Origin of the sequence: Salinivibrio sp. ES.052 (assembly GCF_900141775.1) — a bacterium.
GTDB lineage: Bacteria > Pseudomonadota > Gammaproteobacteria > Enterobacterales > Vibrionaceae > Salinivibrio.
Genome location: NZ_FSRI01000001.1, coordinates 541,214 through 558,769, shown reverse-complemented (window position 1 = coordinate 558,769; position 17,556 = coordinate 541,214). Strand labels below are relative to the sequence as shown.

The following is a 17,556-nucleotide window of genomic DNA, read 5'->3' as shown; positions in this document are numbered from 1 at the left end:
ATTCACCGGTAACGCAAAATGCGAGCAAGCGAAAACGTCAGTTATAAAGATTGGCTTTTAACTCTCGGCGCACCTCATACGAGTATTTTTGAAGGAGAAAGAAAGTATTTAGATCCTTACTGGGTAAACAGCAAAGAGTGTTGTTACCAGATATTAGAAAGAGATTGGGGAATTGAAGAAAGAGCCTCTCTTTATCATCAAATACACTCTCTTGTTTATGAGGGAACACACGGACACTTTCTATCTCACCTCTATGCTAAATATGCAAGCAGCACGGCTCATGAATGGTCGATTTTCGCATTAGGTTTTTCACCTAGCCGCGAAAAAGCCGAGATAGATTTCGTTTCAATAACTTACGACATATTAGGTTTAGGTGGTACACGTGGCTACGATTACGGACGGGCATGCTTTCTCGCAAGAGAAGGACTGAAAGTAGATTGGCTATCTGAAGACGAATTTTATTACATCCACAGTATTATCGCTCGAAAAGCAAAGTTTTTTTATAAATCTTGGCAACAATATACTCATTCATGGATTCTTGGTAGTTGCTATTGGGCCTACCTAGTAAATGACCTCAATGAGGAAGAAACCTGTGATATATTCCTAAACCAAGGGCTACGTAATAGACTAAAAAATCGGTTAAAATTTAGTTTCCACGATAACGAAAATCCAATTCATTGGATGCCTTGGGATGGCGTTTATCTTCCTGAAATGGAGACCCCTGACTCGCTTAAACCATTGATAGAAAGTGAGGAATACAATGAATCCGTTTGAGTTTTTTGGCTTAGATGAAAGTACAAACCCAGAAGAATTAAAGACGAAGTACAAATTGAAGCTTAGAGATAACCACCCAGAAGATAATCCTGAGGGGTTTAAAGAGCTTAGAGAAAAGTACGAAACTGCTCTTAGTTTCCTGGAAAAAGAAGAAACTCTCTGCAATACAGATGATATTTTTTCAACCGTACAGAACCATTCAATTGACGAATTTAATGAGACCCTTAATAATATAAAATTGTTTCTCGAAAGAGGGTTCTCGTCAGACTATGAAAGAGAATGGGCTAAGTGGGTTACACATATTGAATTATTACCCCTCGACCAATCTGTTCCTCTCTCGAAGGAACTGAGCTTGTTTGTCGCTGATAGATTATGGATCCCCTCTTTCGTAATTAGTGAATTATGGGATCTATTGAACTGGAGTGCACTTTATAACGGTGATCGTCATGATTACCAACTTGCATCACTTCTTGATAACTGGCGCTCTATCGATCACTTGTTAGACATTAGTACGATTTATAGCCTACCAAGTATTACCCAAAAAGCCATGCTGAGTTACTACCAGTCATTAGCTCTTGCATTGCATAACACCGACATCAACGCTCTCAACTATATTATTCATAAAGACACAGTTACTCAATTTGATAATTTCAATATTGTTTACTGGCTACTCAGAAGTATCAAAGCATTAAACTATAACCATGTCGCCTTCTCTATTGATACCCATGTGTGGTTGATCTCTAAAGCCTTACAAGAAAATTCACTAAATACTGATCGACTTATGCTTCTTGCAGAGCATTGTATTTATTTGAAAAATGAGAAATACTTTTTAATCACGATAGAAAAACTGGCCTCATTAAAAGACAACAAAGAGTTAGTTATTAACCTTTTACAGCTCTTTTATCATAACACTGATCCTACCTTTACGTTATGGGCTGTAGCGATTCAAAGGAAAAACGGTTGGATTAATCAGCAATACGCGCTATCTCTAGCCTATCCAATTTATAATCTCATCCCGACCAATCCTACGATAGATATGTTATGGGACCAAATAGCAGATGAAGGGTTTGTGCCTAAGGTCGATATTGTATTTGATCGTGTTACGGAGCAGGACCATCTAGCTTCTCTATGGTGGCATATCAACTACGGTGCTTGGCACGGCCTTGAAAAGGTTGTCAATAGCTTGCGCTCTAGAGAAATAGAGAGCTATCGTTGGAGTTTTCTTTCAACACTTCTTTTAGACCTAGCTGAAAAAGAGCTTGAATGTATTCCCACCCATAATATTTTCTCATTACTAAGAACCCACTACTACTCAGCCGAGTGGTTCACTTATAGTGAAATAAGTCAAGAGGATATATCAGCTCCCACAAGCAGTGAATGGGAAGGAGCACTTATTAGACATCCTATTCTACCTAAAAAGTTGCTTGATTTGTTATTAGATAGAGAAGATACGAAGCTTTTTCTTTCAGATAAAAGTGACTATTTCGACGCGATCGCTCAACAAGAAATTTTTGAAGAAAAGCTTTCTGGGAAAATACAGACAACAGATAATAAGGATAAAACCAAGTGGGCAGAATTTTATCTTTTTTATCAATCATTCCCTAAGCGCTATTTTAAAAACATTCGAGAGGTCATGTCTAAATTCGCCTCACCGATAAGACAGTCACCTCTAGGTATGATTTATGACATAGCGTTCAGCAACGATATGGATTTAGTCGAACGAGTATTGCGTGATTCTTCAGCGGACGTGCTTTGCCAACGAGAAATTTACCACCAGTATACACGCTCGTACAATACCAGCTTTCTTGAGAATGACTTTAAATACATCTCTGACGAAAGATCGACTAGGCAGCTAATTCAAGCTTGTCACCACAGTATCACATCTCGAAATATATTTGAAGCAGCCATCATATATAAGATGGTTGATATCATAACGAGAGATAATAAAAATTATATCGAGATTAATCGTATTCTCAAACAAGAATTGGCTAATATGCCAAAGTTCGATGAAGCCTCATCGTTATTAGGTGTTTTACATGTTCTAATTTACGGAAGCAAACCAGAGATTATTCAAGTTTGCGATGATATTCAACTGCATAGAACATCCAAAAAGTCTGTCGAACAGGACAACCAATACTTGGACTATGCATATGGCATGAGTTATCTACTCTGTTTTATGGAGACAAGCGCTGATGAAATCGGGTTTAATACTACACAGTTGGAAAAGATAAACAAAAACACCCATAAAAATAACAAGTTTACATTCTCACTTTTTTCACACTACGCAGAGAAAAAACTAAATCAGGAGTTAAAAAAAAATAGAGATGTAAAGCCCCGAAAGTTTAAATGGCCGGGTAACAAAACACTACGGTTACAAGCCCTTATGGTGATTGTTTTTTCTTTCTTTGCATCATCAGGCGATGTTGGAATTTATGATAGTATAATTAAACCATTCATGAGTGCTAATACTATTGTGGTAAGTCCTATATTTGGCTTCTGTATGTTGCTAAACTTGCTGCTTATTCGGTTAATCGTTGGTACGAGTGTTGTCAATAAAAACAGAAAGATGCTTGGTAAATGGATCGCTTTTTGGTTTATCGTTTTCATCGCAACAGGCGCCTACTGGGTATGTACTCCGCTTTGGTTAACTTACCTACTAGCTTCAGTCAAAGAAGGACCATCCATAACAGCTAAGGGCTGGCCCTATTCACTTAAAAAGAGTGGTTCAATAAGCTTTTCAGACTATATATAATCTATTCATATTGCTCCGCCAACATTTCACTAATATGTTGGCGAGCTTTATCGATATGTCTAGAATCTTGTGTACTCAATGCCTCTTCAAAGGAGATAATCAACATCTCAATAGACTTTCTTGCTTGACCAAGCGTTTCTTCATAAAGTTTATGTAACCTATTTAATAAAACAATATTGGGTATTTTTTCTCTCGGGTGAATTTTAAGTGCTTTTAACTTTTCTCGACTTTCTTTGATTTCTCCTTCACCGATCCCTGTGGGACTCGTATCTATTGTTTTCTCCACTTGTTGAGGTTTGTCTACAACATCTATATTAACATCAAGTAAACCATTAACATCATAACTAAAGCGTACATCAATCGGATGATTGGCGGCACAGGTGGAGACATCAATTGAAATATCTTCGATGTGAATATTATCTTTAGCCCAGAAAGATTCCCCCTGAAAAATAGAGATTACGATTTCGCTATCAGTGTCGTATTTTGTGCAATATCGCTGAACACGGGAGGTGGGAACTATAGTATTCCGCTCTAAAACGGGACTAAAAACTCCCGACTGCCCATTCACTTCAGCCGCAACACCTAAGCTGTATGGACAAACATCAGTGATAACAAGATCTTCAATCGCTTTGTGCCGAAGTCGATAAGCTGCTTGTATTGTTGCGCCTATACATACCACCGTCTCGGGATCTAAATCATGACGGCCAAATCTACTTAACAAGCGTGTTGCCATTTTTTGCACATGTGGAAGCCGACTAGCACCGCCAACAAAAATTACATCATCAATATCTCTCACATTCACATTAGCATCGCTGAGAGATTGTTCGAGTGGCTGTTTTAGCTTTTTCAGAGTATTGCGCCAGATAGTATCTAGCTCTACTTCAGAGAAGAATATTCCCTCTTCATATTGCCCATGCTGATTCGTAAAGCCATATTCAATAAACATCGATTTACGATAATTTTTTTTTGCTTCTTCACAAGCGCTGTAAATTGCTTGCATCTCTCTGAGTGTTGTTGTTTCCCGCTCACCTCCTGTCCGCTCTAAAACAATGTCAACCAAATCCTCAGTAAAGTCTTCTCCCCCCAGGCGATTGTTGCCAGAAGAGGCATGAACTTCAATAATACCAGCCGTATACTCTACGATACTGACATCAAAAGTGCCGCCTCCCAGATCAAAAACAAGGTACTGGCCATCTTTTTTTTGCTCAACATTATACGCCAACGCAGCAGCCGTAGGCTCATTTATTAAACGCACAGCGTTCAACCCTACCATGGTTGCTGCCAAGCCGACTTCTTTCCTCTGCTGATCATTAAAGTACGCAGGTACTGACACGACCACTTCTGTTATTTCTTCGTCTAAATAGTTCTCTGCATCTTTTTTTAGCGAAGATAAAACGATAGAACACAACTCTCTCGCGTTAAAATTCTTATCCGCTAGTCTGTACTCTTTGCCACTGCCAATCGCTCTTTTGAATACACTTACTGTGTTTCTAGGGTGAGTGTATTTTCGGTAGTAAGCCGCTTTACCCACTAAGATATGCCCATCATCATAGCTGACAACGGAAGGCGTTAAATACTCACCTAAAGCATTAGGAATTAGCGTAGGTCTATCGCCTTGCCACACCGCAATACTACTATGCGTCGTTCCTAAATCGATACCAATTGCATACGTCTTCATTTAAGCTTTTTCATTGAAATGATAGATATCGACATACTACCCTTTCCAAGTCCAAAATTAAAAGATGAAATCACTGTACAGTGCCCAGATTATCTCAATGAATAATTTCATTTACAGTTAATTTTATCAACTATTGTTCGTCACCATTCAAACTCACAGATGCTTAAAACTATTATTGATTTTTTCTCTCAGCCATATAGCATTTCCTGATAATCGAAGGAGAAGTTGATATGCGTTCATTTTTCACATTATCTTTTGTAGCATATTGCGTAATGACCCCCTACGCTTTAGCTAATACAGAAGACCATCCCAGACCGAAGCCAGTAGAAGATGTTTATATTGGCATTCAAGCCGGGCAATCGTCAGTCGATTGGGATGTCCTTAATCAATACCAATCACAAGGCGCCAATATTGATGAGACCGCCTTTGCCTACAAACTTTATACGGGCTATCGTTACAAGAATGCAGCGATTGAGTTTGGTTATTCGGACCTTGGCACAATTGATGGCAAGGTACCAGGCATTAACGCCGAAGCGGAAGCCGATACCTATAGCTTATCCGCCATTGGCTTTATGCCCATCAATAACGAGCTGTCTTTTCATGCAAAGTTCGGCTTTCATGCCTGGGACTATACAGAACGTGCGCATTGGTCTAATACTTTTGCTGAAGGAAGTGCCCGCTATTCTGACAGTGGCAAAGATCCTGTCTATGGTATCGGTGCCATGTATGAGCTTGGGAAGTACCGGTTTCGTTTAGAGGCCGAGCGCTATGACATCGATAAAGCGGACATCGACTTTATCTCCGCAGGTTTTGCTTACAAATTCTAAGTCGTCAGTTCTTTGCGAAAACATAGACACACCAAATAGGGCGCATACAAATAGCGCCCTATTGACTAGTCAGGAGCCACTAGACCTTGAACTGTCCGACCAAATCATCAAGATCTCGTCCCAGAGTACTGAGTTCTGCAGCCACCTGTGATGAAGCCTCACTCGAGCTTAACAGGCTAGCCACAATATCGCGTATCGAAATCAAATTACGATGAATGTCTTCCGTCACTGTTGTCTGCTCCGATGCAGCACTAGCGATTTGCGATGTCATATCGTTCACTTGCGAAAATGCCGCACTTACGGAGGTAATACGCTCGCCGATATCTGCCGAGGTTTTTGCCATGGTTTGGCATTCTTGATCACTTGCAGCAATGGTTTCCACCGCACTATCGACATGCACATGCAGGCCATCTAGCATCTCGCGGATCTCATGCGTACTGGTTTGGGTGCGGCTGGCAAGCGTTCGTACCTCATCGGCCACCACCGCAAAGCCTCTGCCCTGCTCACCCGCGCGCGCCGCCTCAATGGCCGCATTTAATGCCAGCAAATTGGTTTGCTCCGCGATGCCACCAATCACCGACAACACCGATGTGATTTTGTCCGACTGCTCCTTGAGTTGGTCAACTTCTTTACTCGACTGACCCATTCGTTCAACAAGACGCTCAACCGAGGTGATAGAGTCATGCACTTGTGCTTGAGCATCTTTGGCATCTTGTGTGGCCGAAGTGGACGCATCCGCGACCTGGGTGGTATTTTGTGCGACTTCCTGGGCGGCGGAGCTCATTTCGGTCACCGCTGTCACCACTTGCGCGGTCTCGTTATCATGGATTTGTAACTTTTCCGCCACTTCAGAAGTTTGTTGTGCCATATCACTGGCCGTGCTCGTTACTTGCGTGGTAACTTGCGCGACCCGCTGAATCGTGTGCTGGAGTTTTTCAACAAACCGATTAAAAGCATGACCAAGTTGAGCTATTTCATCATGCCCGTGAATGCTCAAACGCTGAGTCAGATCGCCCTCACCACTGGCAATATCATTAAGTTTTTCCAGCATATTATTCACCGGCTGCCCCATGCGCTGCGCAAACCAGCCCACGATCAACCCTGTGACGATTACCGTCCCTAATCCGAGCAGCGTCAAGCGCCAAACTTGCGCCTCAAGCGCTGTTTCCGCTTCCAAGCGATAGGTAGCGACTTCGCGCTCAATATCATCAATATAAGCGCCCGTCCCTAGCATCCACTGATTGTTATTCACCATGACGGCGTAGCCAATTTTATCAATGAGTTCATTGGTGCCAGGCTTTTCAAACATAAAGTTAAAATAGCCATCGCCACGCTGCGCCGTTTCTAATAGCCCTTTAATCACCTTGTTCCCTTTAGGATCGGTCAGGTCAATCAGATTTTTACCCTCTAAGCTCGGCTTCATCGGGTGAAAAACGTTTACCCCTTTTTTATCGTACATAAAAAAGTAACCGGAATCGCCAAACTGCACATCTCGGAGTGCGGTTTTCACCTCCGCTAAACGTGCCTGACTGTTACCAGGATTAATACGCTCAACCATATTTTCCGCGACTTGCGTTACTTCTTTCAGTTGATTTTTACGCTCACTGACTAGTTTACCCCGAAATGTGGCGATGTTTTTCTCAATAAGTGCTTGCTCGTTATATGCAGTGACAATACTCGTCACCAAAATCGATACCACCAGTGGCACAATAGCGAGCAGCAACAACTTTGTTTTAAACATTAGCTTCATTGTGTACAGCCTTATCATTTATACTTGTAAGCAAAGGTTACTACTTTTTCAGGCATGAAAGAATGCGATTGGAAGATTTGAACATAGAAAAAGTAAGAGTAATGTTGGAAGATGTGACCAAGGTAGAAATCGTATATTTATTGGCAATGCGATATCTGCTGTTTCTAACAGTCAGATCGTTCGGCTTTGCTTAACCATGGTGTCGTGTGTCTTGTTCTGGTGCTTTTATACGTATCAGAGCTAACTGCCTATAATATCTATCTTAGTGATGTAGAGTAGACAGTAAGGAATCTATTTACCACTTAAATCGAAACTGGGCTCATGAACGTCTAGCATTGATACAACCCAATGCTAAACATTCATTGTCATAATCACTCGTGTGCAGGCACCTGAGAATGCCATTTAGCGATATTTATAAAAATCAAAACTGTCAACAACAATCGATTTATTAGCACACGAATCAAAATCCAATCTCAAAAATCTTGTTTTACTCGACGTCCATGCGCTATTCATGTGGATAGGGATAAGGTTTTTCCCATTAGAAAAAGTAAATCTAACACTTCTGGCTTCAGAAAAGTCTTTATCGTTGGACCAAAAAATCTGTGCTCTGCATAAATTGTCAAACTTGCCAGATAGATTTACATTTAACAGATCAACTTCTTGTCCAGAAATCAACTCATTTAGCTTAAAGATGGCATAAGGGTCGTTGCCTAACCTTTTACCTGATTGGATAGAGTAGTTATTAACACTATACAAACCATAGGAAACCTTAAGTGCGTCTAGTAGATCTTTGTCATTTGAAAGGGCTCTGCCCCATTTGTATGGTAGCGAAGAAAACTCGCTAACAGACAAGGTTTCACGTAAATCAACCACTGGCTTCAAATTCAATGAGCTCGGTAAGCGTTCAGCATAGTCTTCGCTGATTAAGTATACTCTCTCATTATATGTAAACGCAGAAAACCCTTCTAATGACAATAGATATTTATGGAATAAATGATAGCGTAACAGACCATCACTCAATCTCACTAGTTTAAGATTTCGAGAAGACACTTGCTCTAGTTCTATCTTTTGGGCTCGAACACTGGGTATATTTAATATCGAATGTGATTTTGTAGGTATACGAAGATCATACAATGAATAGCGAGCGCTTTGCACCGTATAAGAATCTACAATCAGAAAACTTTCATCTTCATGTAGGTATTTGACCAACTCGAATTCTGACGTTAAGTCATCCAGACGCTCTTTCCCTATAAAGCCCTTACCAAGTTTTGGGATTAGGTTATCATCAGACAAGGTCATGCTGGATGGAATTACCTTAGTTGCAAAGCCTCGGAGATCATTGTGAATATTATACGTGTTGTGACGGTCTAGCATACATATGCTAAGGAATAGCACCGTTGCTACAAAAAATCGTTTCTTTCCTTTTAGATAGAGAAGCACAAAGGCAAGTACAACTATCAAATAAAAAACACTGAATTTATACGCACGGGGGAAGTTCCCGTCAGCTCTTGCAACAAGATAGCTCACCATTAACACTGGAGAGATTAACAAGTAGGATAGCCATAGTAGCTTCTCTTTAGTAAAAGCTTTTCTGTTAAATAAAAATATTGAGAATATAACGGAAAATGCAATAATCCAGAAGTTAGCCTTAACTAGATTAGAAAGTGAACCAAAGTTCCCCCAGTAAAGCATATTAGTCGACGCATTGGTCAATATATATTTAATTGACTCATATATGTATGAGTAATTTGCGATACAAACAATCACTAACAGTAATATAGAAAGCAAACATAAAAGATTGGTTCTATCTCGAACACTCCCTATTTCAAGGTATTTAAGTGAATAAATCAAAGCGGGAAGCACAGATACCGCGAAGACAACAGCAAATGCATTATAATAAAGGAAATAGAGAAAAAAAATCCAACTGCACGCCAATATTGCAGGAATTAAATAGCCACTTTTAATAACTCTCGAAACAATTAGTAAAGACGGAATAATAAGGGCATTATAACCAATAAGCGGCAGACCAGCCAACAAGATAATTAATACACTAACATTACTATAAAACGCTTTTAGTAAAGAGACAATTAACACTGCTAACAAGAAAGTAGATATAAAAATAGAGGGATATAAGGTTATATAGGACCCATTAAAAATAATCTGGTTAATGTACCCTATCATTATATGCATAAACCCCTTAGTAGGTATATACTCAGAATAAGATTTTGACCCTATATCATATAATTGATGAAAAGAAGTAAACAACTCTCCATTATGATATTCATCATTTAAATATATATAGTTTAGAGGCCCTGCCAACAAAACCGAAACAAAAATCAAAGAAGATAAATAAACATATGTTGACTTTTTTTCCTATACTCAATCACTGAAAAAACAATTGAAAGCGCAGCGATGAAATACAATATAGCTTGAAAAAAAGACGGTAACACAAAGGAAACCAGTTCAGAGTTATATTCATATTCCGTATTAATGTAAAGTAACGGTGCAAGACCAAGTAAAATTTGTGAGATTAGTACTCGACTGTTACCAACAAAAATAAGAACCACTAGGAAAGCTATATAAGATATTTTTTTATGATAACTATATGGCTCCAAACTTGGTATTAGTTTGAATACTAAGTCGACCGAAAAATAGACACCAAAAATGACTAAAAGAAGACTAACTGCCCGTATAAAAAACTTGTCATTTCCAGCAAACCAAGTCATGTAGAGTGATGAAAAAACTTCTCGTATACTTGATAGATTTATTTTAAATCGATAAAAAGCCAGCTGTAAAAAAATAAAAGAAAAAACAAAAAAATAGATAAAATTAATATCTGCCTTTTTGTTGAAATTAGAGACAATAAGATCACCATAGACGAAGTGATCATAATCAAATGATGTATTATTGAATGCCCAAGAATGGTAAATAGTAGCGAGACCAAGCGCTAGGACAAATGATATGATGCTAAAAAAAATGTTTTCTTTATTAATCTTCATTTATTTATCCTGAAAATATATTCAATCGCTAGAGTAGTACTACCTTATTGAGTACAAAAGAGTCGTAGCCAGACTCAACATCCAACCTAATAGCACTAATATCTTCTTTTATATCCATAAAGAAATTTAGGTCTATTATATAAACGCCAGACGAAATATTTATCTCAACACTATGTTCCTCAGTATAAGGCTCTCGACCGTTTTTGAAATAAATCTTAACTTTATTCTTCCGATCATTGGGAAACATAATATCAAGAGCAATACGGTTCTCTTTTACAGATGAACTATCATCCAAAACTAAGGATATATTTGGGTCAGCATCGTCGACAACTTTATAAGATTTCCCAGAATAGCTTATGTTATTAACACCAATTAGATTTAAGTTACTGTCTATCTTTAGTGGATGTTTCAGCGGTCTAATTACCAAATCAGATATATCATTTCTTAGATATAAGTCGCCTATTATATTTTTATATTTCTCACCGAGAATATTTTTAAAGCAATCTGGCGCATAACCTTCCCAATCATACATGCCCCATACTTTCCATTTATCAAGAACAATCGCCTTAGGCCGATTTTCTACAATATCTTTACAAATATCGTTACTTACACCTAAAACCGGATTTTCTTCATACTTTTGTTGCCAAGGCAAATAGAAAAAATGTGCTGACGCTGGTAATCTATCAGCCATTATGTAAAGGTGGTTAGTAAAAGAGTGAAAAAGAACCGTATCCTCTGGATTTGTGATTTTTCTGACGAATTCAGCATATTGATTGTAATGAGGAATCGGGTTATTTGGCCTTTGATATAACATATGAACATGAAATAAAACAAAAAAGAGCACAGCGACAGGAATTAGCCTTCTTCGTTTATTTAAAAAAATAGAAAGGTAGTGTGCGCCTACAGTAAGAAAGACAGCCAACGTCGCATAGATATAGGGGACTCCATGAAAGCTAATAGGATGAGCTCTTATTAGTAAACTACACAACCCCGCTAAAACAAATAGGACTCTGAGTACACTTGATTTATTAATTTTCAATAAAAATAGAAGGCAAGGGATAAATATAAAAGCACCCTCAACTGACCCTACGCTATAACGCAATGCATTTCCCATGAGCTGTAAAAATGACTGTCCTCCATTATATAAAGGCAGTACCTTTGCATTTAAATAAAAATGATAGGCAATATAGCCTTTAAATGAGGCAGTCAAAAAAACAAAAACAATCGAAACTATTATTCCAAGAGTAAATCCTATTATGGCATAGCGTATTTTATTAATTTTACTGATAGCTAATACTGTCAGGATTGATATAGGAACGTAAGTCACAGCAAGAAAAGGTAATAATGCAAGGAAAAAGCAACTAATAATCAAGTTAACATTCGATATTTCCCTTCCATTCAGGCTAGGTAACAAAGAAAAATAGAATACGCCAAAAAGAATAAGACCACACAGGGTTTGATATTGATATACGCTGGCTAATATTTCTGCCCCCCATCCCCAAATAATGGCAGAAAACCCAAGCATTGTTATTAGCTTTTCATTATACCCTTTATTAGAATCTAGGAAGATAAAAGCTAGAATGAGAAACTGGAGACTATATATAACTGAGCGGTAAACTTCAATGCTAGCATTACCAAAGTGCTCAATAACATATCCCAAAAAGAATGTCATAGGACCGTGATGGTTGAATATTTCAGAGTATAAACTCTTACCATTTACCATCATTTTTGCAGTGACAATCGTCTCCGCTTCATCCCCCCAAAGTCTATAGTCAATAATATTACTACAAGCCCACAAAGAAAATGACATTACAAATAGGATAGTCAACCAATAAAGAAATTTCGAACTCTCAATTTCTTTTAATTGTTTATACATCGAACTTTCCCCTGCACGTATTAACAAGCGTTTTAATCACCGATAAATTCCCTTTCAAGGGAGATATTTTAGTGGGCACTTTTCCTTTCGGATAAGCTCTCGAAACCGGGATTTCAACGCATTTATACCCATTTTTAGCCGCGTTAATTGCTAAATAATAATGATACTCATAGCTCTTAAAAACATCTCTAAACACAGCCATATTGTCTGCAAGAAGTAATTTTCGACTATACGCTCTAAATCCATTCGTCGTATCTGTATAGTTAAAGCCAGACGTCCACCTTATCAAAGGTGCATGCAAGAGCTTTAACCCGGCGAGCCTAGATATTGGCGTATTGATTGCCTTTCCACCCGGGATAAATCTCGATCCTTGAACATGATCATATCCTTTTTCCAAACAATCGATAAAGTCGTCAATATTCTCAACACTGTCTTTATTGTTACCATCAATAACAACAACCCCTTTATAACCACGCTCCATCGCCCAAGAGAATGCAATTCGCATCTGTGTGCCGAGTTTACCTGTTTCTTGTTTAACGAGTAACGTATTGACACCTTTTGCTTTCAAAGCTTGCTCTGCAGTAGAACCGTCTGTACTACCACCATCAGATATAACAATGTCCGCATTAAGACTCAGTTTACTCATTCTATCAAGTTGTTTATGAAGCTTCTCACCTTCATTAATAACAAACACTGCAACACAGTAATCGTGAAGTTTCTCTGTACTAAATAGAACTTCATAATTTGGCACTTCATAATACTTAGGCTCAATCATTATTTATCTCTTCCCGTTTGAGATAAGTTAGTGTTTGTTTGAATAGAGTCATCAATGACATTCTGTCTGTTTTCATTAATCATCACTGAGCTATTCTTCTCAAATACGATGTTGTATTCCTTGTGATCACTTCTATCGTCTAGCAAACGAGCCAAGTATTCACCAAAGAAAGATAACATGGTAAATAAAAGCATAAATAAAAGCGACATAAATACAACAATTGTCGTCCAACCTTCAGCCACTTGGTCATTAAACAAATTCACAAGTAATGAATAGAGTGAGAACACTAATGCTAATGCACTTCCCATAATACCTAATGAGCTCATCCATCTAAGAGGTTTCGTCGAGTTAAAAACCATATGATGGAATGTCTCAGCGATACCTTGTGTCACCGTTCTTTTTGTTACTTTCTCTTTAGGAATATCGTAATTTAGTGCACCAATAGAGTACCCGGTATTCGCCATTCTCATATGGAGCTTGCAATAAAATCGCCCTGATTCAGTAATGGCATTTACTGCGCGGCGACTTAAACAAAAAGAACCCGTCGAATTACTTGGCAATGTATAACCGATAGATTTAATCAGACGGTTACTTAAAAACCTAAGATAACGGTAAGATGCAGATGTTATTTTTTTTGAAGTGCCGATTACGATATCGGTCCCCATCCTTCCTCTTTCTACAAATTCAGTAATTATCTCTTTGCTGTCCGTATCGACATTGAGCACGACGACAAAATCACCAATCGCGTTCTCGATGCCAGCGGCCAAGGCTACGTCACTTGCAACTTTTTGAGCAAGTCTTATGTATCGAATAGATTGATAGACAGACAGGAGTCTTTCCATTTCCTGTTCCGTCGTATCGCTAGACTTTTGGTCTATTACTACAATTTCATAGTCCGAATAGCTTTTATCCAAATATGGAGAAACGTCTTCTACCAATTTTCTTAATTTTTCTACGCAGTTATCTGCTACAAGAACAACAGATACAAATAATTCACTTTTGGTCATTTGTCTAATCCAAGTTCTATTATTTTTTGAATCGCATCATATACATTGTCTATTTTTCCGCCCAGAACACAATGTAAGCCGGGCATCAAGTAATTTTCTTTAAATAAAATCGGCCTAGAATCATCAGTATCGCTCCTTGGAAGAATGGTTTTTACCTCCCAAAGAGATTCTTTGTATTTTAGCTCGCTGAGTATCGGGATGTATCTTTGTGCATCTAACTGCATTTTACGCCAAGCCGTTTCTTTTTTCACTCTAGCAAAATGATCATAAGCATTAATGTACGAATCGTCTTTATCATTCCATTCATAATGAGGCGTATAACGGACATGACTAAAGGAATAGGCGTTTTTAGAGGGGAACGGCATAGTAGAAAAGAAAGGGCCACACATTACCGTAATAGCAATATCTTTAATTTCATCGGGCACATCAACAATACACATTTCCGTCATTTCGTGTCGAAGTGGGATAACGGAAAGCTCAGAGTTGAGCAGCACAGAATTTAACATCGCGTATGTGCAGTTGAACACTTGCTTTGCTGACAAGTGAGATTGTTCGCCATCGCTCTCTAATGTGAGATTAATTCTAGATTCATCGTTGCAATATTTAATAGACTTAGCTTCATGATTTAATAATATATCAACACTTTTATCTTTTAACCTATATTGCATTTTCTCTTTTAGTGTTTGCGAGTTAAATACAAACTCTTTCGTTTTAAAGACGCCTTGAATAAGGTTTGGGTTAGTTAACGCTCTAATATGATTTGGGGCGGGATCACAAGGTGCGCCAATTCTTTCACAAAATTTTTGGAACTGATGTGGCGTTACTTTTCCTAGTTGATTAGAAATCATATAGTACTTATCAAAGTCACTATCTATACAATCTTCAAATTCGTCTACAAACCGGGGGAAAGATATACGTGATCTCAGTGCCGTTAGAATACTCCTAGGATAGTGGTAACCATTATGAACACGCGCTTGGTTCACGTAAGACGCTCTTTGCATCAAGTCACTGTCTTTTTCAATAACAGCCACTGACTTCCCTAACTTGGCAAAAAACTCTGAGATGTATAAACCGAAGAAGCCTCCGCCAATGATTGCAATATCTACGTTTCTTTCCATCTTACTTCATTGTCAGAACGACAACGCCTATTAGTATAAGTCCGATCCCCAGCATACTGGATAAAGCTAGTTTTTCTCCGAATGCCACTACAGATATCAATGAAACTAAAGCAATGGACCCACTCGTTAATATTGGATGTGCAATATTTAAAGGAAGATAATGTAGGGCCACTGCGTATAAAACAAACGCTAAGCCATATAAAGCAACCCCGGCGAGTAAAGGTAAATTAGTCAGTATCGACAAAGGATCATTGAGACTTAACTTGCGCAACGGGGGTGATACGGCTAGTTTAATCAACGCACTCGCCGAGGCATTTGAAGTGACCCCCAGAATTAAAATCAACCATTTCATAGTTTAACCTTGATAGAGTTCGGTAACGTAACGGATGCTTTCCTCTATATCATCTAGCACCAAATCGCTCTTTTTGGTTAACATTTCAATCGTGATAGGCATATTGGGAAAATGCTTTTTAATCAAGGGGGCAAGGCGCTCTTGATAGTCATTATTTTGACAAACCGGGACTAAGTCAGGTTCGCTTATGTGTATATGGCCGATATAATCCTTTACTCTTTCTAACGTTGACGCCTGATCTTCACTGTTGATACACATAGCACCCGTGTCTAATTGCATCTTAATATTCTCGTGATTGACCGCCTGGACAACATTGGCGGTTTCAGTGCTCGTTGTCATAAAATTTGCATTGTAACGCGTGGGATTAGGCTCTAAGCATACAGTCACATCGTGCTTTCTCGCTATATCTCCTAGCCGTCTAAAGAAACTGACTGCAGTGTCGTGAATGTCTTTTTTCTCTAAACCAGAGCAATCTCTGTTTCTGGGAGAGCCAAAGACGAGTAAACGAGCACCTAGCGCATCGCCGATAGCACAAATACGATCCAAATGTGAAAGCATCCGATCTTGCGTCGCGGTATCACCGAACACGTTTAAGCCTTCGGTTCCAAACAATAGCGACTGCATCCCTAGCGGACATATACCGCTCGATAACCAAAAGTCTTTTACTCGCTGTACGTCTGACATATTGAGAGGACGCTTAGTATCAACATATTTTGAGGGCGCAAGATCGACATATGACACATCATACTTGGACAGCAAGTCTCTCACTTGGGCATCATGCTGAACTTGCCACGCGATGTTTGATATTGATATTTTGGTCATGATTTAGTTACCTGCTCAGATTGCGCGTAAGCTCGGATAGCCAGCAACACTTCTTTCTTAGTGTATTGATAATTCCCTTTCGATAGATAAATATCGCCATAACGGGTCTGAAAATCATATTTAGCGGGTTGTGATAATACTTCATTATCAAATGTCATATTAAACGCTTCTTGGGCGACTTCCTTGACTGAGATCGGCTCAGAAGTAAGGTGAATAAGATCCAAGTTATTATTGATGGCAACTTCAATATCACTCCACAGATTAACCATGGGATAAAACTGGAAAACGCCGCGACTATCAATGGCATTTAGATTATTCTGATTTAAAAAATCATAAATGACATTCTTTTTTAACCTTGGACCAACTAAACCTGGTAATCTTATTATCAAGTGATCATCAAAGTTGTCTCTCACAAAGCTTTCTAGTCTGTAACGATTGAAACCATACGGATGTAGATCTTGGGTTTCAACCTGAGTATTTTCATCGACGCCATTCGCATCGCCAAAAACATCTACGGTACTGATCAGGATGATTTTCTTACATCGAACCTGCTTCAAACAATCTATTAGTAAATCAATGGATTGGCTGTCTTTCTCTGGTTCTTTATTTGCTAGCCATTTTACTGCAGGTGCGCCGGAGCAAACGATAGTATCAAAACGTCTACCCTTGATGTCACTGATATTTGTCGAACGGTAAAAGTCTGTGAATGCTGTCTGTTTGATGAGTGTCTGTCCAACAAACCCTGTGTAGCCAATTAAAGCGCGCGTTTCGTTTGCCATAATGAATCCTTTGCTCGTAAATAAAATTGTCATGTCGTCATGCCAAA

The 17,556-nt window shown here is 38.7% G+C and carries 14 protein-coding genes; 3 read left to right on the top strand and 11 right to left on the bottom strand.

From position 1 onward, the window contains the following. Positions 1 to 18: 18 nt before the first annotated feature. Both BUQ98_RS02575 and BUQ98_RS02570 read left to right on the top strand, forming a co-directional pair. Positions 19 to 774 carry a DUF1266 domain-containing protein gene (locus tag BUQ98_RS02575; RefSeq protein ID WP_074212366.1) on the top strand — a complete coding sequence of 252 codons (756 nt, stop codon included), beginning with the start codon at positions 19 to 21 and terminating at the stop codon, positions 772 to 774. Next, entirely contained in the window at positions 761 to 3,526 is a 2,766-nt protein-coding gene (locus BUQ98_RS02570) for a J domain-containing protein (protein ID WP_074212365.1), read from the top strand. Before BUQ98_RS02575 ends, BUQ98_RS02570 begins: the two co-directional genes overlap by 14 nt. A 1-nt stretch (position 3,527) precedes the next feature. Here the strand turns inward: BUQ98_RS02570 and BUQ98_RS02565 are convergent, their stop codons facing one another. After that, entirely contained in the window at positions 3,528 to 5,204 is a 1,677-nt protein-coding gene (locus tag BUQ98_RS02565) for an Hsp70 family protein (RefSeq protein WP_074212364.1), read from the bottom strand. Positions 5,205 to 5,434: 230 nt separating this feature from the next. On the opposite strand from BUQ98_RS02565, the gene BUQ98_RS02560 reads away from it, so the two are divergent. Continuing rightward, positions 5,435 to 6,031, top strand: a complete 597-nt coding sequence (locus BUQ98_RS02560) for an outer membrane beta-barrel protein (protein ID WP_074212363.1) — start codon at positions 5,435 to 5,437, stop codon at positions 6,029 to 6,031. A gap of 79 nt (positions 6,032 to 6,110) precedes the next feature. Here the strand turns inward: BUQ98_RS02560 and BUQ98_RS02555 are convergent, their stop codons facing one another. From BUQ98_RS02555 to BUQ98_RS02510, 10 genes are all read right to left on the bottom strand, one after another. After that, complete coding sequence (locus BUQ98_RS02555; RefSeq protein ID WP_217693627.1) at positions 6,111 to 7,772, bottom strand: methyl-accepting chemotaxis protein; 1,662 nt, start codon at positions 7,770 to 7,772, stop codon at positions 6,111 to 6,113. 411 nt (positions 7,773 to 8,183) lie between these two features. Then, complete coding sequence (locus tag BUQ98_RS02550; protein ID WP_139294614.1) at positions 8,184 to 9,875, bottom strand: hypothetical protein; 1,692 nt, start codon at positions 9,873 to 9,875, stop codon at positions 8,184 to 8,186. Between the two features lie 242 nt (positions 9,876 to 10,117). Further along, a complete protein-coding gene (locus BUQ98_RS02545; RefSeq protein ID WP_074212360.1) occupies positions 10,118 to 10,780 on the bottom strand; it encodes a hypothetical protein in 663 nt (220 codons plus the stop codon). A 28-nt stretch (positions 10,781 to 10,808) separates the two neighbouring features. Continuing rightward, a complete protein-coding gene (locus BUQ98_RS02540; RefSeq protein WP_074212359.1) occupies positions 10,809 to 12,656 on the bottom strand; it encodes a hypothetical protein in 1,848 nt (615 codons plus the stop codon). After that, positions 12,649 to 13,431, bottom strand: a complete 783-nt coding sequence (locus BUQ98_RS02535; RefSeq protein ID WP_074212358.1) for a glycosyltransferase family 2 protein — start codon at positions 13,429 to 13,431, stop codon at positions 12,649 to 12,651. Before BUQ98_RS02535 ends, BUQ98_RS02540 begins: the two co-directional genes overlap by 8 nt. After that, entirely contained in the window at positions 13,431 to 14,438 is a 1,008-nt protein-coding gene (locus tag BUQ98_RS02530; RefSeq protein WP_074212357.1) for a glycosyltransferase, read from the bottom strand. The genes BUQ98_RS02535 and BUQ98_RS02530 overlap by 1 nt, the downstream gene beginning before the upstream one ends. Beyond that, on the bottom strand, positions 14,435 to 15,556 hold the full coding sequence (locus BUQ98_RS02525; RefSeq protein WP_074212356.1) for an FAD-dependent oxidoreductase: 1,122 nt from the start codon (positions 15,554 to 15,556) through the stop codon (positions 14,435 to 14,437). The genes BUQ98_RS02530 and BUQ98_RS02525 overlap by 4 nt, the downstream gene beginning before the upstream one ends. Before the next feature lies 1 nt (position 15,557). Beyond that, entirely contained in the window at positions 15,558 to 15,908 is a 351-nt protein-coding gene (locus tag BUQ98_RS02520; RefSeq protein WP_074212355.1) for a DMT family transporter, read from the bottom strand. Positions 15,909 to 15,911: 3 nt separating this feature from the next. Continuing rightward, positions 15,912 to 16,730: a sugar phosphate isomerase/epimerase family protein gene (locus tag BUQ98_RS02515; RefSeq protein ID WP_074212354.1), complete on the bottom strand. Its 819-nt coding sequence runs from the start codon at positions 16,728 to 16,730 to the stop codon at positions 15,912 to 15,914. Continuing rightward, entirely contained in the window at positions 16,727 to 17,509 is a 783-nt protein-coding gene (locus BUQ98_RS02510) for a Rossmann-fold NAD(P)-binding domain-containing protein (RefSeq protein ID WP_074212353.1), read from the bottom strand. Before BUQ98_RS02510 ends, BUQ98_RS02515 begins: the two co-directional genes overlap by 4 nt. Positions 17,510 to 17,556 lie beyond the last annotated feature (47 nt).

Coding starts and splice junctions, on each gene's coding strand:
- BUQ98_RS02575 (WP_074212366.1), top strand. CDS start 19: ATGCGAGCAAGCGAAAACGTCAGTTATAAAGATTGGCTTTTAACTCTC.
- BUQ98_RS02570 (WP_074212365.1), top strand. CDS start 761: ATGAATCCGTTTGAGTTTTTTGGCTTAGATGAAAGTACAAACCCAGAA.
- BUQ98_RS02565 (WP_074212364.1), bottom strand. CDS start 5,204: ATGAAGACGTATGCAATTGGTATCGATTTAGGAACGACGCATAGTAGT.
- BUQ98_RS02560 (WP_074212363.1), top strand. CDS start 5,435: ATGCGTTCATTTTTCACATTATCTTTTGTAGCATATTGCGTAATGACC.
- BUQ98_RS02555 (WP_217693627.1), bottom strand. CDS start 7,772: ATGTTTAAAACAAAGTTGTTGCTGCTCGCTATTGTGCCACTGGTGGTA.
- BUQ98_RS02545 (WP_074212360.1), bottom strand. CDS start 10,780: ATGAAGATTAATAAAGAAAACATTTTTTTTAGCATCATATCATTTGTC.
- BUQ98_RS02540 (WP_074212359.1), bottom strand. CDS start 12,656: ATGTATAAACAATTAAAAGAAATTGAGAGTTCGAAATTTCTTTATTGG.
- BUQ98_RS02535 (WP_074212358.1), bottom strand. CDS start 13,431: ATGATTGAGCCTAAGTATTATGAAGTGCCAAATTATGAAGTTCTATTT.
- BUQ98_RS02530 (WP_074212357.1), bottom strand. CDS start 14,438: ATGACCAAAAGTGAATTATTTGTATCTGTTGTTCTTGTAGCAGATAAC.
- BUQ98_RS02525 (WP_074212356.1), bottom strand. CDS start 15,556: ATGGAAAGAAACGTAGATATTGCAATCATTGGCGGAGGCTTCTTCGGT.
- BUQ98_RS02520 (WP_074212355.1), bottom strand. CDS start 15,908: ATGAAATGGTTGATTTTAATTCTGGGGGTCACTTCAAATGCCTCGGCG.
- BUQ98_RS02515 (WP_074212354.1), bottom strand. CDS start 16,730: ATGACCAAAATATCAATATCAAACATCGCGTGGCAAGTTCAGCATGAT.
- BUQ98_RS02510 (WP_074212353.1), bottom strand. CDS start 17,509: ATGGCAAACGAAACGCGCGCTTTAATTGGCTACACAGGGTTTGTTGGA.